Origin of the sequence: Trichormus sp. NMC-1 (assembly GCF_001858025.1) — a bacterium.
Lineage (GTDB): Bacteria > Cyanobacteriota > Cyanobacteriia > Cyanobacteriales > Nostocaceae > Anabaena.
Genome location: NZ_LZQD01000009.1, coordinates 1 through 14,662 on the forward strand (window position 1 = coordinate 1; position 14,662 = coordinate 14,662).

Here is a 14,662-nt window from a genome sequence, read left to right on the forward strand (position 1 = left end):
TTCTGTACCTCATTGATCTGCAATCTGCTGTCGTCAAGTAAAAATCTGGAATTGTCTAATTCACGTAATTTTAAATTTATCAACTATAATACTTAACTGCTTATTGTTTGTCGCAATCGGCTAATCGCATACACAAAAGAGCTATCCATCGTGCAAGATACCGACTCTATGAATGACCTTGCTGCTGCACTGCAACAGCCAGTAGACTTAGATTTTGAACTACCAGATCCAGAAGATGAACAAATTCTGGAGTCAGATTTTTTACAGCAGCTAGATGTAGCTTGGCAAGTATGCGATCGCTTTGATTTACAAACAGAAATTTGGCGAGGTCGCATTTTGCGTTCTGTCCGTGACAGAGAGAAGAAAAACGGAGACGGACGCGGTGCTGGTTTTCTCAAATGGCTTAAAGAACGGGAAATTAGTAAAACTCAAGCTTATAGTTGGATTCAACTCGCAAATAGTGCTGATACATTGATTGAAGATGGCAAACTTGACCCAGGTAGTGTCAATAACTTTAGTAAACGTGCTTTTGTCGAAACCGCCAAAGCCTCTCCAGAAGTGCAACAGATGGTGAGTGAAGCCGCCCAAAAAGGCGATCGCATCACCCGCAGAGAAGTCCGTCAACTCACCGACGAATGGACAGCTATGTCTTCAGATTTATTACCTGAAGAAGTTAGAGAAAAAGCCGCAGATAACAGCCTGCCACCGCGCTATATTGCCCCTTTGGTCAAAGAAATGGAGAAACTGCCCGAATCACACCAAAAGGCATTACAAAGGGATATAGCTGCTAATCCTGATGTTGATACTCTCAAGCAAGCAACCACAGAAGCACGTCAATTAGGAAAATATCTCAAATCAGCAGCCCAAGTTCAGGCGTTGACAGAGGAAAATGTGGATATTGAAACAGCCTTAGAAGAAGCGCAAAGAATCGGCTGTTTAAGTATCGCTGCTGACTTGGTAAATCAAGCATCGCAGATGGAACAAAGCATTGCTAAGTTATATATGACTTGGAAGAAAATCAGTAATTTAGCCGATAGATTGTATGTGGACACGGGAGCGAGTACACCAAATCTGCGATCGCTCCTCACTTGCGTAGAACCCCTTGGTGGCGAAATCATGGAACTGCAACTCAGTGGCGCAACACAACACACGATTAGGTTACAGATTCAAGAGACAAATTAGTCATTAGTCATTAGTCATTAGTCATTAGTCATTAGTCATTAGTCATTAGTCATTAGTCATTAGTCATTAGTCATTAGTCATTAGTCATTAGTCATTAGTCATTAGTCATTAGTCATTAGTCATTAGTCATTAGTCATTGGGAACTAGGAAGAAGAGGATCATAATTAATTCCTGTTCCCTGTTAAGAGTTCCCTGTTCCCTTGTTTACGAATTACGAATTATAGATTTCTTCCATTTTCTTCGCCAATTCCACATCTAAATTACTGATAGCATTACCGATGTCGTGGGTAACAAGATTCACCCGAACGGTGTTGTAAACATTAAACCATTCAGGGTGATGTCCCATTGTTTCCGCGTGAACACCAACGCTAACCATCCAACCTAACGCAATTGGGAAAGAGTTAAATTTGTATTCTTTATACAACTTACCTTCTTTAATTTGCCATCCAGGTAAACTACTCAAAGCTTGTTGTAGTTCTACTTCACTAAGTTTATGTCCTGCCATTAGTGACTGTACTCCTGATTAATGTAGATATAGCAATTCCCCAGGTCATGAAATACACCCCACCCGCGCTGTCGCGCATCCTCCCCTTGGTAAGGGGAGGGTTGTGGAGGGGTAATTTTGTATATCCCACTTAGTGGGAAACGCTATATTTCACCTGTATACTAACAAGTTATCGTGACTGGGGTTCATCAATAGACATAGATGCACTCAGAGATGAGTAAGAATTTTCTCGATTACCAATACTTAAAATTAAGCATATTTATCTGCCTGTTGCTAGATATGTATTTAACTCAATTTATGGTAGTGTAAGCTGTTAGGTGAAAATATCAACTAAAATAGGCTTAACAGGTATTTAGCTTTGTTGATCAAAGCGCTACCTATTGCTACTAATTTGTACTAAATTTTCATAATATATCCACCAGTACCACAGGGCGGAATTAAAAATTAAAAATTAAAAGTTAAAAAAGAATACAGCGTCATGTTTTCAGAGATTTTGAATGGTAGGCTTATTTCCGCAATGCAGTACTAGTAGTAGTTCAAGAAATAATTAACCGAATTTTAAATTTATGCACGTCAGTAGTTAGCTAATAGCTACGCTCTAGAACACCACAGTGAGCTTTTTAAAATTTTGTCTGTATCAGGCGGAAATAATAGTTCTCCTAATTACCCTGGTAACTGCTATAAAAAAGCCTATATTTCTTTGGGGACGGAAGCTACACCCAGCGTCTGTCTACGACACGCTCCGACAACATAGACAAGCACCGAAATTTAAACACGAAAACAAACCTAAAATCCCAAATCTAAAATTATTTATTCAGAGCCACTAAATTGACAACTGAGGTCAATCTAAAATCTAAAATCTAAAATCTAAAATCTAAAATTGTTTGACGAGTTAATGATAGGAACAACTAATTTTATATGAACGATCAACAGTCTTCTGAACCAACTCAGTCCAATACCACAGATGTTGAAGTCGGGGAAGAAAAACAGCAGACTCAAAGCCATCAAATATTTCCAATTGTAGGGGTTATAGCGTCTGCGGGGGGATTAGAAGCATTCACCCAGCTGCTAGAGCAATTACCAATTGATACGGGAATGGCATTTGTACTGATTCAGCACTTAGACCCCAATCATCAGAGCCTACTGACTGAGATTCTAGCGAAAACAACTCAGATGCCTGTCCACGAAGCGTACTCTGGTATAGCCATAGAACCGAACCAAGTCTATATTATTCCCCCGAATACGAAAATGACCCTAGAGCAAGGGATGTTACAACTCGTACCCCGTGAAAAAGTTGAAGGGAGATACAGACCAGGTGATGCCTTCTTAAATTCATTGGCAGCAGAGCAGGGAAACAAAGCAATGAGTGTTGTCCTATCTGGAAGTGATGCAGACGGCACAATAGGAACACAGGCAATTAAAGCCGCTGGAGGTATTACCTTTGCTCAGTCTGAAACATCGGCTCAATTTCGGGAAATGCCCAGCATTGCCATTGCCACAGGTCATGTTGACTTCATTTTGTCACCACAAGAAATTGCCAAAGAACTGGCAAAAATTGCTCTTCATCCCAATTTTACCCGGTCGGTTCTTTCACCAACAGTCGAGCCACTTATAGAAAGTCCGGAAACTATACCCACAATCTTTACTTTACTGCAAAATGCTAGCGGAGTTGACTTTAGCCGCTACAAGCAAACTACCTTAAAACGGCGACTTGCTCGACGGATGTTGCTGTACAATCTGGAACGGCTGGAAGATTACGTCGAGTATCTCCAAAACCATCCGGCTGAAGTACAGGCTTTATACCACGAGATACTCATCAATGTCACCAGTTTTTTCCGTGACAGTAATGCTTACCAAGCCTTAAAGGAGAGAGTATTTCCGAGTATTGTTAAAGGTAAGTCAGTACAGTCGCCAATTCGGATCTGGGTGACAGGATGTGCTACTGGTCAGGAAGTTTACTCCATTGCCATTTGCTTATTAGAGTTTTTGGAAGATGTCATCTCCAAACCTGCTATCCAAATTTTTGCGACAGATATTAATGAAATAGGAATCGAAAAAGCCAGGTCAGGTATTTATAAGCAGAACGAAATAACTGATGTTTCACCAGAACGGCTCAGACGCTTTTTTGTGGAAGTGGAGGGTGGATATCAAATCAACAAATCACTTCGTGAACAGTGTATCTTTGCTAGACAAAACTTGATCAGTGATCCACCATTTTCTAATCTAGATCTGATTACTTGTCGGAATTTGCTGATTTATTTAGACTCCGGTCTACAAAAGCAGTTGATGACGATTTTCCATTACAGTCTCAAGCCCACAGGGTTTTTGATGTTAGGTAATTCAGAGAGTGCGGGAGAATTTTCAGACTTATTTGCCTTAGTAGATAGAAGAAACAAGATTTATTCTAAGAAATTAGTACCTACTAACCTGAATTTTAACTTTTCCAGGGGCAACTATCCCGTAGCGAGAGTAAACCTTGACAAAAAAATGAGTGAGAAGCCTTGGGATATTGATGATTTACACAAAGAAGCTGACCAACTTGTCTTAAATCGTTATGCGCCAGTTGGTGTTTTAATCAGCGACAATATGGACATTCTCCAATTTCGCGGAGATACCAGTCTTTATTTAAGACCTGCTCCAGGTCAGCCCAGTTTCAATTTGCTGAAAATGGCTCGAAAGGGCTTGCTGGAAGAATTGCGAACCGCAATTCATCAGTCCAAAAGGCTGGATGTTTCCGTAAGAAAGGAAAAATTACAGATAGAGGGGAGTGAACCGCCCAGGAAAGTGAATGTTGAGGTGATTCCGGTCAAAACTCCCTTAGCAGTAGAAATTCGCTACTTTCTGGTCTTATTTGAAGATGTACCTTCATTAGCAGAGCAAACTGCCATAACACCTGAAAATCAAGAACAGGGAGGCATAGTTTCGGAAATAGTTCGATTGAAACAGGAACTGGTAGCTGCTAAACAGGAACTTGCTCTGACTCAAGAGTATTTAGAATCGATGATTCAGGAGCAGGAAGCCACAACTCAAGACTTGAAAGTGGCAAATGAAGAAATTCTGTCAAGTAACGAAGAACTACAAAGCACTAATGAAGAGTTGCAAACAGCAAAAGAAGAAGTTCAAGCAACTAACGAAGAACTGAAAACAACCAACGACGAACTGCAAATTCGGAATCTGGAATTACACCATGTCAACAACGATCTGTTGAATTTGCTCAGTAGTGTCAATATTCCCATTTTAATATTGGCAAATGATTTACGGATTCGCCGCTTCACTCCCACAGCACAGCAACTCCTCAATTTGATTCCTACAGATGTGGGGCGACCATTTAGTGATATTCGTTCCACAATCAATGTTGCTAATTTGGAGTCATTGCTATTAGAAGTGATTGACACCCTGAATGTCAAAGAACTAGAAGTGCAAGACCAGCAAGGGCATTGGTATAATCTGCGAATTCGACCTTACAGGACTACAAGTAATCAAATTGATGGCGTGGTGATGGTATTGATGGATATTGATGCCATCAAGCGCAGCGCCCAGCAGCTAGAAGAGTCCCGTAATTATGCTGAAGCCATTGTGGAAACTGTACCACAACCTTTAGTGGTGATTGATTCTAGTTTACGAGTTGTGACAGCCAATCACGCTTTTTATCAAACGTTCCAAATTTCCTCAGCACAAACAGAGCAGCAACTAATATTTGAGCTAGGAAATGGTCAGTGGAACATTCCCAATCTGATCACGCTCTTAGAAGAAATTTTCCTCAAAAATACTCGGCTTCACGACTTTGAGGTAGAGAGAGTCTTTGAGAAAATTGGGTACAGAATTATGCTGCTCAATGGTTGTAAAATTATTCAACAAGACAATGAACCGATGATTCTGTTGGCAATTCAGGATATCACGCAGCAGAAGCAGTTCGCGGCAGAACGCGCTCAGTTATTGGCTCAGGAGCAGTCAGCCCGCTTGCAAGCAGAGGAATCTAACCGCACCAAAGATGAGTTTTTATCTATTCTCTCCCATGAACTCCGCAACCCACTTAATGCCATGTTGGGGTGGTCTCGGTTACTCCGCACCCAAAGTCTTGGGGCTGATAAAATCTCTCAGGGACTTGAAGTCATCGAGCGCTGCGCTAGGGCGCAAAGCCAACTAATTGAGGATCTCTTAGATATTTCCCGCATTACGACTGGTAAACTCCGTCTGAACAATAGCCTAATTGATCTCGATTCTGTAATTGGTTCAGCCCTTAAAGTTGTGCGGTTGTCCGCAGAGGCTAAAAACATTCAGGTTGTAGCCCGGTTGCAACCTGCAATTGGAAAAGTACTGGGTGATTTAGACCGCTTGCAACAGATACTCTGGAATTTGCTTTCTAATGCTGTTAAATTTACCCCTGAGGGGGGACGTGTTGAAGTCACTCTGGAACGTGTTGATTCCCAAGCCGAGATTCGAGTTAGTGACACGGGTATTGGTATAGCTAATGATTTTCTCCCTTATGTTTTTGAGCGCTTCCGGCAGGCTGATAGCAGCAAAACCCGCGCCTATAACGGAATTGGGTTGGGACTATCGATTGTCCGTTATTTGGTCGAACTTCATGGTGGTACGGTTTATGCAGAAAGTCCAGGTGAGGGGCTAGGATCAACCATAATCGTGAGGTTACCGCTTTCTTCCACTATCAAGGAGAACTGGTTGCCGAGTGATTCAGGGGTGAGAGCTTTGACAGAAGGTCTAGAATCAACGACTGATGATCTGCCGTCACTGGAGGGTTTGCATATACTTGTTGTGGATGATGAGGCAGATATACGTGAATTACTGATGACAATGCTTAAAGGGTATGGAGGTGAGGTAACGACGGCTAAATCTGCTCAAGACGCGCTCTCAATACTCACAAGTAACCCTGGCAGATATGATGTGCTGCTATCTGATATTGGGATGATGAACCAGGATGGCTATAGTTTAATCCGGCAAGTGCGATCGCTTAGTCCTGAAGCCGGAGGAAAAATTCCCGCAGCAGCGTTGACGGGATATGTTCGTGATGAGGAATGCCAAGAAGCTTATTTGGCAGGTTTCCAAATGCACATGGCTAAACCCATTGACTTATCTCAACTGGTAATCATGGTGGCGAATCTAGCTGGAAGAGGTACAAATGGAGGGAGTAGGGAGTAGGGGGCAGTGTGCAGGGGGAAAGAGTCTATTTTGCTCTTTTGTTTCTTCTGCGCCTGAATTTTTTTAGCAGTATCTTTAGATAACGAAAACTCAAATAACGTTTATACCTTTGGGCAACTTCTTTACCTACCAATAGCACACCTAACCAAAATATAATTTCCGCAATAACCAATAATGCTGGTACTAATAAGGCTTTCTGAGCTACGGTAATAGGTAGAAATGGCACAATGATAGCGATCGCCAGCCAGGGAGAAAATGAGACAATAATTAAAATCAAACCCAGCTTTTGCATAATTTCTGTTGGTAACAGAATCTGAGTTTAGTGTTTTTATCTGTTTGTCTGGAGTGGTTTACCTTACATTGTGGATTTTTTGTTTCACGCAGAGACGCAGAGGCGCAAAGGAAAGAGCGCAAAGTATTATTTATTTCATTTGCATAAAATCTCTGAGTATTGAAATGATAGAGTTACAATTGAGTAAGTGATATTGAATACGCTATTTACCTGTAATTTCAGACAACTTAGAGAAGGGGAATCAGTGGATGTACAAGATTTATTTGGCTATTATTACAACTATTTTTAGTTTAGTTACCGCTCCTGTATATGCTGCAAATCCTGCACATATTCAGCAGCTATTGAAGACAAAAAATTGTGTTAAATGTGATTTATAAGGAGCCAACTTGTCAGGCGCAAAACTTCGAGCAGCAATCATGCCTGATGGTAAAATTCATCCTTAAACATAGAGCAAAAATAAATCGTCAAATACGTGATCAAACTGCTCTTAAGTTTAGAACTTAAAGTAAATTTTTTCGGTTCTTGTATTTGGTTTTTTATATCTGTATAATCAAATTAATGTCGAAAACGGAAACTAGGAAAAACAAGAAGTTTGCACTACTTGAAGGAATTAGTCAAATTTTGTATGGAGGCAATACTATATGTTACAAACCATTGAAGGAATTTATAAAAATGGACAAGTTGAACTGGCTGAAACACCAGAGGGAATTAGTGAAAGTCCAGTATTTGTGACTTTCTTGGCGACAAAACCCACCACTTGGCCAGAAATAATTCTGCAATATCAAGGAACAGAAGAAAGTATCATTTTTGAGTCATATCGAGATGAGCTATTACCACCAAAGGAAGTAGAATTTTAATCATGGGATATCTACTTGATAAGTAGGTGGGCGTTAAAAATTGTCGTTGGGGCAAGGGAACAGGGAACTCTTAACAGGGAACAGGAAGAGAGCTTTGGGCGATTTTACTTTTCTTCACATACCTTTAAATTTTTCTGTTAACCTACTTATCGCAGCAACAGCAATAACTCATAATCACATTGTTGTTACATCTAATGTGAGAGAATTTCAAAGAGTACCCAATTTGCAAATTGAGAATTGGCGTTCCGTTTCTTGAATTGCAATTATCTTTCCTGGCTCGTTGCTTCTATTCATCATCACCAAAATCAGGTTCAACACCAAGAGCGCGTAATTGTTCTGCTAATCTTTCTGCGCGTTGTCTTTCTCGCTCACCTTTACTTGAAATTTTTACTATATATATGCGCGTACAGATTTCTACTCATAACATAATAGTAATTTATTTGTTGCGTCTTGTCAAGTCTTGACATGAAAAAAACAGAAACCTACATCCTGTAAATCCTAAAATCCTGGATATCCTGATTCTGACTAATTCTTAATCCCCGTTGTCGCAATACCGCGAATAAACTGCCTTTGACCAATCAGAAATAACACCATCACTGGTACAGTCGTAATTGTCACTGCTGCCATCATCAATGGCCAATTATTGGTAAACTGTTCTTGAAATTCTGCCAACGCCAATTGCACCGTTCTTAATTCCGGGCGTGTCGTAAACACCAAAGGCTTAAATAAATCGTTCCATTCCCCAATAAAGGTGAACAAAAACAGCGTAACTAAAGCCGGACGTGCTAAAGGTAACATGATGCGCCACAAAATTTGCAGTCGGTTCGCTCCATCAATGGCTGCTGCTTCTTCCAATTCTATGGGAATTGTCTGGAAATATTGACGTAACAGAAAAATTCCAAAGCCGTTTACGGCAGAGGGTAAAATCAAAGCCCAGTAGGTATTGATCATGTGTCCCCACTTCAAAACTAAAAAGATGGGAATCACCAATAACTGAAAGGGAATCACCAACGTTGCCAATACCACTAATAGCAGCGCTTGTCTACCCCAAAATTTCAGCCTAGCGAGGGCATAACCGGCCAAAGCAGATGTGATAATTTGAAAAGCCGTAACTGCGATCGCTACCAAGGTAGAATTAGCAAATGCTAGTAAAAACTTCCCTCTTTCCCAAGCTTCGCGGTAATTCGCTAAAGTCCAGTTATTTTGTCCCAAAACTCCAGGAGTCGTACCTATAGCAGCAAAGGAAGTGAGAAAGACTACAATCAAAGGTAGTAAAACGATCAATGCACCCAGCAGTAAAACTATGAGGCTCAAAAAATTCCCGGTTTTCAGATTCCAGTTTGGGTTGGACATGAGTTATGGCTTTCAACACATTGATTTTTTTAAGAAAAGTACAGCATTGCAGAAATAACTTTATAGTCATAAACTACGCAAAAGCCTATGTTACAAGCTTTTTTCTATCCAGGTTCTTGCCTCCTCCCTCCTAGGACTAATGCATCACCCCCAGTAAAAACTAATCTAATAGCTATAATTTCTTGTTAAGTTAAATTAAACCACAGTGATAATTACCTTAAATTACTATGGTTGATTAAATTTTCGTATCAAATGATTCAGTGTTCCGGAGTAAACATACCATGCAGCAGCTTGTTAAGCAAATTGAAAAAATTGATTTCCAGAGTGAAAAATACAAAGACGCATATAGCCGTATTAATGCAATTGTGATTGAAGGGGAACAAGAAGCCCATGATAATTACATCGAACTGACTAAACTACTGCCAGACAGTAAAGAAGAACTGATTCGCTTATCGAAGATGGAAAGCCGCCACAAAAAAGGATTTGAGGCTTGTGGACGCAACTTGCAAGTCACACCAGATATGCAATTTGCTCAGAAGTTTTTCTTAGGACTGCACCAAAATTTTCAAACCGCAGCCGCAGAAGGGAAAGTTGTTACTTGCTTGCTGATTCAAGCTTTAATTATCGAATGTTTTGCGATCGCTGCATACAACATCTACATTCCTGTTGCTGATGATTTTGCCCGTAAAATCACAGAAGGTGTAGTTAAAGAAGAATACAGCCATCTCAACTTTGGTGAAGTTTGGCTGCAAAAACACTTTGCAGAATCCAAAGCTGAATTAGAAACAGCCAATCGCCAAAACCTGCCCCTTGTCTGGAAAATGCTCAACCAAGTAGCAGATGATGCCCAAGTCCTGGCAATGGAAAAAGAAGCCTTAGTAGAAGATTTCATGATTCAATACGGTGAAGCATTAAGTCACATCGGCTTCACAACTCGTGATATTATGCGTCTCTCAGCTTACGGACTCCTACCTGTCTAAATATCTCTATAGGGGTGACTAACCTGTTACCCCTGAGGGAAAAATTAAGGTAGCATCTATCTTCCCAACTAAATGCCTAAAACCGGGAGTGTAATTACGAATTACAAATTACGAATTACGAATTACGAATTACGAATTTTTTGGACACTTTGTATAGTATTTTAAAGAGTTAGGTATTATCTCTTACCCGCTAATTTCCCACCTTTGACAGCACACGCCTAATATATCACTACATGTTTGGTCTAATTGGACATCTGACTAGTTTAGAACACGCTCAATCCGTAGCTCAAGAATTGGGATACCCAGAATATGCCGATCAAGGGCTAGATTTTTGGTGTAGCGCTCCACCGCAAATTGTTGATCACATCACAGTCACCAGCATCACTGGGCAAAAAATTGAAGGACGGTATGTAGAATCTTGCTTTTTGCCGGAAATGCTGGCCAATCGCCGCATTAAAGCAGCAACACGCAAAATTCTGAATGCTATGGCTCATGCTCAGAAGCATGGCATTGATATTACGGCTTTAGGTGGATTTTCCTCAATTATTTTTGAGAACTTTAATTTAGAGCAGTTTAGCCAAGTCCGTAACGTCAAATTAGAGTTTGAACGCTTCACCACAGGCAATACCCATACAGCCTACATTATCTGTCGGCAAGTAGAAGAAGCCTCCAAACAACTAGGAATAGAACTGTCGAAAGCGACTGTGGCTGTGTGTGGTGCGACTGGGGATATTGGTAGTGCAGTTACACGCTGGCTAGATAAAAAGACAGATGTCCAAGAACTACTGCTGATAGCTCGTAACCAAGAACGTCTCCAAGAATTGCAAGGTGAACTGGGACGAGGTAAAATTATGGGTCTACAGGAAGCACTACCCCAAGCAGATATTGTCGTTTGGGTCGCCAGTATGCCCAAAGGCGTAGAAATTGACCCCACAGTTTTGAAACAACCCTGTTTACTGATTGATGGAGGCTATCCTAAAAACTTAGGGACAAAAATTCAGCATCCTGGTGTGTATGTGTTAAATGGTGGAATTGTTGAGCATTCCCTAGATATTGACTGGAAAATTATGAAAATTGTCAATATGGATGTACCAGCACGCCAGTTGTTTGCTTGTTTTGCGGAATCAATGCTGCTGGAATTTGAGAAGTTATACACAAACTTTTCTTGGGGTCGTAATCAGATTACCGTAGACAAAATGGAGCAAATTGGTCAAGTATCGATTAAACACGGTTTTAGACCATTATTAGTTTAGTCATTGGTCATTAGTCATTGGTCATTGGTCATTGGGAATGAGTGACTGAATATCTGTTCCCTATTCCCTAATCCCTATTCCCTAATCCCTATTCCCTAACTATGGCAATTACTGAGCGCAAACCGCTACTGTTGGATTTTGAAAAGCCGTTAGCAGAATTGGCTACACGGATTGACCAAATTCGGAAACTTGCAGAAGAAAATGGCGTTGACGTTTCTGGTCAAATTCGCCAACTGGAAACAAGGGCTATGCAATTGCGTGAGGAAATTTTTAGCAGTCTCACCCCATCTCAGCGACTGCAAGTAGCTCGACATCCTCGCCGTCCCAGTACTCTAGATTATATTCAGGCCATCAGTGATGAATGGATGGAGTTACATGGCGATCGCTGTGGAGGTGATGATCCAGCTTTAGTTGGTGGTGTTGGTCGTTTGGGTGGACAACCTGTGGTGATGTTAGGACATCAAAAAGGCCGGGATACCAAAGATAACGTCGCCCGCAATTTTGGCATGGCTGCACCTGGTGGCTACCGTAAAGCCTTGCGGTTAATGGAACACGCCAACAAGTTTAGTATGCCGATTGTGACCTTTATTGACACACCAGGGGCTTGGGCGGGTATAGAAGCCGAACATCAAGGACAGGGAGAAGCGATCGCTTACAACCTCCGGCAAATGTTCTGTTTTGATGTGCCAATCCTTTGTACAGTCATAGGTGAAGGCGGTTCCGGTGGGGCTTTGGGTATTGGAGTGGGCGATCGCTTATTGATGTTTGAACACTCTGTTTACACCGTGGCTACCCCAGAAGCCTGTGCCGCTATTTTGTGGAAAGATGCCAGCAAAGCCCCTCAAGCCGCTGTGGCATTAAAAATTATCTCCCACGACTTGAAAAACTTGGGAATAATTGACCAAATATTGTCTGAACCCATCGGTGGCGCTCATTCTGACCCCCTGAGTGCAGCTACAACTCTCAAGCAAGCCTTGTTGGACAACTTGGACGAACTTAATCGTTTAACCGCCCCAGAACGCCGCCAACTCCGCTATGAGAAATTCCGCAAAATTGGTGTCTTTACCGAACTCGCTCACTAACTAAAAAATCATAGCCAAAATCGAATGGCACTACAGGAGTGCTATAATTGCCTAGGGCTGCTTAAAGATTTTTAACAATCTGATCAGCTGTAGGCATTTGTGTGTTAAGCAAATTAATTCCATTTAATGGGTTAGTTTGCGTAGTATTCAGTAATCGGCCTTGAGTTGACGACCAAATTTTCCAGACAGATACTTGTTCTCCTGACTGGAAAAACTAATGGTAGGAAATATACCCATAATGGCAATGCATTATAGCACTTGTCAGAAAACAATAATCGGATTTTTAGATTTATTTAACTTATGGGTGGCTGGTGGCTCACAGCACTGCCAAAAAATGGGGAGATAAAATGAGTTTTGAGCAAAAACGACGCGCTCTGATTACCGGAGCCAGCAGCGGAATAGGCAAAGCCACAGCTTTGGCCTTTGCAAAGGCAGGAATAGATGTCGCCTTGGTTAGCCGTTCTGAGCATAAATTGGCGGCTGTGGCGAAAACAGCTACAGAAATCGGTGTAGAAGCAAAAGCCTTCACTCTGGATTTAGCTTGCGTTTCCCAAGTACAAGCAAAAATCCAAGCGATCGCTCTTGAATTTGGCAACATAGATATTCTGGTAAACAATGCTGGGATGGGATACACCGCCAATTTGAGCGATACCCCCCTAGAAGACTGGCAGCAGGTGATTAACTTAAATCTCACCAGCGCCTTTCAATGCATGATGGGAATTTTGCCCGAAATGCGGCAACGGGGTACAGGCACAATTATCAATGTCGCTTCCATAGCTGCCAAACAAGCCTTTGCTGGTTGGGGAGCCTACTGCGTTAGCAAAGCTGGCTTACTAGTTCTTTCTCAAACTCTAGCTCAAGAAGAACGGGTTCACGGCATTCGTGTAACTGCTATTTGTCCAGGTTCTGTTAATACTGAAATTTGGGACACAGAAACAGTTCATGTTAACTTTGACCGTTCAAAAATGTTAACCCCAGAAATTGTAGCTCAGACAATTCTCCACACGGTCTTACTTCCACAGCAAGCAGTGATTGAAGAATTAACTCTAATGTCAAATGCTGGTGTTCTTTAACTGGTAATCGAGTCATTTTTTTCATGACCAATTACCCTTCGGGTTCGTCAGTCACTCATGGGGGAAACCACGCCACTTGCTCCATTTGGGGAGACCCCAAGACCGCAGTGGCTCCCCAAGACCGCGCTGACTCACCAATGACCAAATTATCAATTACCAAATTTACCAAAATTCAATCATGACTATCGCTAGTTCCAACGGTTCCAATCGCTCCACATCTCCTTTAATTCCTGACTTGGCAGAAGCCATCGATACCAGACCTGACCGTAATACTCATGATGGGCGGCAACCAGACTTGCATCCGCCTACAGAAGAACATACGGAACACATGATGGAAGCGGTGCGGGCAATACTAGTAGGCGTTGGCGAAGATCCAGAACGCGAAGGACTCCTAAAAACACCCAAGCGCGTAGCGGAGGCGATGCAGTTTCTCACCAGTGGCTACAACCAATCTCTAGAAAAGCTCGTCAATGGAGCCATCTTTGACGAAGGACATGATGAGATGGTGCTAGTTAGAGATATTAACTTCTTCAGTCTGTGTGAACATCATATGCTGCCATTTATGGGCAGAGCGCACGTTGCTTATATCCCTAATCAAAAAGTTGTGGGATTGAGTAAACTAGCGCGGATTGTAGAGATGTATTCCCGTCGCTTGCAAGTACAGGAGAGACTAACCCGACAAATCGCTGAAGCAGTTCAGACAATTCTCGAACCGAAGGGTGTGGCCGTTGTCATGGAAGCCAGCCATATGTGCATGGTGATGAGGGGTGTGCAGAAACCCGGTTCTTGGACAGTCACCAGTTCTATGGTGGGTGTATTCCAAGAAGAGCATAAAACCCGTGAAGAATTCTTCAACTTGATTCGCCACCAAGCATCATTTTTCTAGAAAACAGGGAGATGGGGAGATGGGGAGATGGGAAAGAAGAGG

General features: G+C 41.8%; 11 protein-coding genes. 8 read left to right on the top strand and 3 right to left on the bottom strand.

Annotated elements, in window-relative coordinates; translation table 11 throughout:
- Positions 1-150 precede the first annotated feature (150 nt).
- Positions 151-1,182 carry a hypothetical protein gene (locus A9Y75_RS21960; protein ID WP_177176267.1) on the top strand — a complete coding sequence of 344 codons (1,032 nt, stop codon included), beginning with the start codon at positions 151-153 and terminating at the stop codon, positions 1,180-1,182.
- Between the two features lie 211 nt (positions 1,183-1,393).
- Here the strand turns inward: A9Y75_RS21960 and A9Y75_RS21965 are convergent, their stop codons facing one another.
- Positions 1,394-1,687, bottom strand: a complete 294-nt coding sequence (locus A9Y75_RS21965) for a 4a-hydroxytetrahydrobiopterin dehydratase (protein ID WP_071191668.1) — start codon at positions 1,685-1,687, stop codon at positions 1,394-1,396.
- A gap of 918 nt (positions 1,688-2,605) precedes the next feature.
- Here A9Y75_RS21965 and A9Y75_RS21970 point away from each other — a divergent pair.
- Complete coding sequence (locus A9Y75_RS21970; protein WP_071191669.1) at positions 2,606-6,844, top strand: CheR family methyltransferase; 4,239 nt, start codon at positions 2,606-2,608, stop codon at positions 6,842-6,844.
- Positions 6,845-6,869: 25 nt separating this feature from the next.
- Here the strand turns inward: A9Y75_RS21970 and A9Y75_RS21975 are convergent, their stop codons facing one another.
- The gene (locus A9Y75_RS21975; RefSeq protein ID WP_071191670.1) at positions 6,870-7,136 is read right to left on the bottom strand and encodes a transporter suffix domain-containing protein; all 267 of its coding nucleotides are present in this window, start codon (positions 7,134-7,136) and stop codon (positions 6,870-6,872) included.
- 641 nt (positions 7,137-7,777) lie between these two features.
- Between A9Y75_RS21975 and A9Y75_RS21980 the strand changes: the two genes are divergently transcribed.
- Positions 7,778-7,993: a hypothetical protein gene (locus tag A9Y75_RS21980; protein WP_071191671.1), complete on the top strand. Its 216-nt coding sequence runs from the start codon at positions 7,778-7,780 to the stop codon at positions 7,991-7,993.
- A 525-nt stretch (positions 7,994-8,518) separates the two neighbouring features.
- On the opposite strand, the gene A9Y75_RS21985 is transcribed toward A9Y75_RS21980, so the two are convergent.
- Positions 8,519-9,346 (bottom strand): carbohydrate ABC transporter permease, encoded by an 828-nt coding sequence (locus tag A9Y75_RS21985; protein ID WP_071191672.1) that lies wholly within the window; start codon positions 9,344-9,346, stop codon positions 8,519-8,521.
- Positions 9,347-9,627: 281 nt separating this feature from the next.
- Between A9Y75_RS21985 and A9Y75_RS21990 the strand changes: the two genes are divergently transcribed.
- The 5 genes from A9Y75_RS21990 to folE all read left to right on the top strand — a co-directional run bounded on the left by A9Y75_RS21990 (position 9,628) and on the right by folE (position 14,620).
- Positions 9,628-10,326, top strand: coding sequence for an aldehyde oxygenase (deformylating) (locus A9Y75_RS21990; RefSeq protein ID WP_071191673.1), 699 nt, complete (start codon positions 9,628-9,630; stop codon positions 10,324-10,326).
- 233 nt (positions 10,327-10,559) lie between these two features.
- Positions 10,560-11,579 (top strand): long-chain acyl-[acyl-carrier-protein] reductase, encoded by a 1,020-nt coding sequence (locus A9Y75_RS21995; protein WP_071191674.1) that lies wholly within the window; start codon positions 10,560-10,562, stop codon positions 11,577-11,579.
- Between the two features lie 101 nt (positions 11,580-11,680).
- Complete coding sequence (locus A9Y75_RS22000; protein ID WP_071191675.1) at positions 11,681-12,661, top strand: acetyl-CoA carboxylase carboxyltransferase subunit alpha; 981 nt, start codon at positions 11,681-11,683, stop codon at positions 12,659-12,661.
- Between the two features lie 347 nt (positions 12,662-13,008).
- Positions 13,009-13,734, top strand: coding sequence for an SDR family oxidoreductase (locus tag A9Y75_RS22005; protein WP_071191676.1), 726 nt, complete (start codon positions 13,009-13,011; stop codon positions 13,732-13,734).
- Positions 13,735-13,912: 178 nt separating this feature from the next.
- Positions 13,913-14,620, top strand: a complete 708-nt coding sequence (gene folE / locus A9Y75_RS22010) for a GTP cyclohydrolase I FolE (RefSeq protein WP_071191677.1) — start codon at positions 13,913-13,915, stop codon at positions 14,618-14,620.
- Positions 14,621-14,662 lie beyond the last annotated feature (42 nt).

What these genes read in the sequence shown, in the direction of transcription:
- A9Y75_RS21995 (WP_071191674.1), top strand. Translation starts at nt 10,560, where the DNA reads ATGTTTGGTCTAATTGGACATCTGACTAGTTTAGAACACGCTCAATCC.
- A9Y75_RS22005 (WP_071191676.1), top strand. Translation starts at nt 13,009, where the DNA reads ATGAGTTTTGAGCAAAAACGACGCGCTCTGATTACCGGAGCCAGCAGC.
- folE (WP_071191677.1), top strand. Translation starts at nt 13,913, where the DNA reads ATGACTATCGCTAGTTCCAACGGTTCCAATCGCTCCACATCTCCTTTA.
- A9Y75_RS21970 (WP_071191669.1), top strand. Translation starts at nt 2,606, where the DNA reads ATGAACGATCAACAGTCTTCTGAACCAACTCAGTCCAATACCACAGAT.
- A9Y75_RS21990 (WP_071191673.1), top strand. Translation starts at nt 9,628, where the DNA reads ATGCAGCAGCTTGTTAAGCAAATTGAAAAAATTGATTTCCAGAGTGAA.
- A9Y75_RS22000 (WP_071191675.1), top strand. Translation starts at nt 11,681, where the DNA reads ATGGCAATTACTGAGCGCAAACCGCTACTGTTGGATTTTGAAAAGCCG.
- A9Y75_RS21975 (WP_071191670.1), bottom strand. Translation starts at nt 7,136, where the DNA reads ATGCAAAAGCTGGGTTTGATTTTAATTATTGTCTCATTTTCTCCCTGG.
- A9Y75_RS21965 (WP_071191668.1), bottom strand. Translation starts at nt 1,687, where the DNA reads ATGGCAGGACATAAACTTAGTGAAGTAGAACTACAACAAGCTTTGAGT.
- A9Y75_RS21985 (WP_071191672.1), bottom strand. Translation starts at nt 9,346, where the DNA reads ATGTCCAACCCAAACTGGAATCTGAAAACCGGGAATTTTTTGAGCCTC.
- A9Y75_RS21980 (WP_071191671.1), top strand. Translation starts at nt 7,778, where the DNA reads ATGTTACAAACCATTGAAGGAATTTATAAAAATGGACAAGTTGAACTG.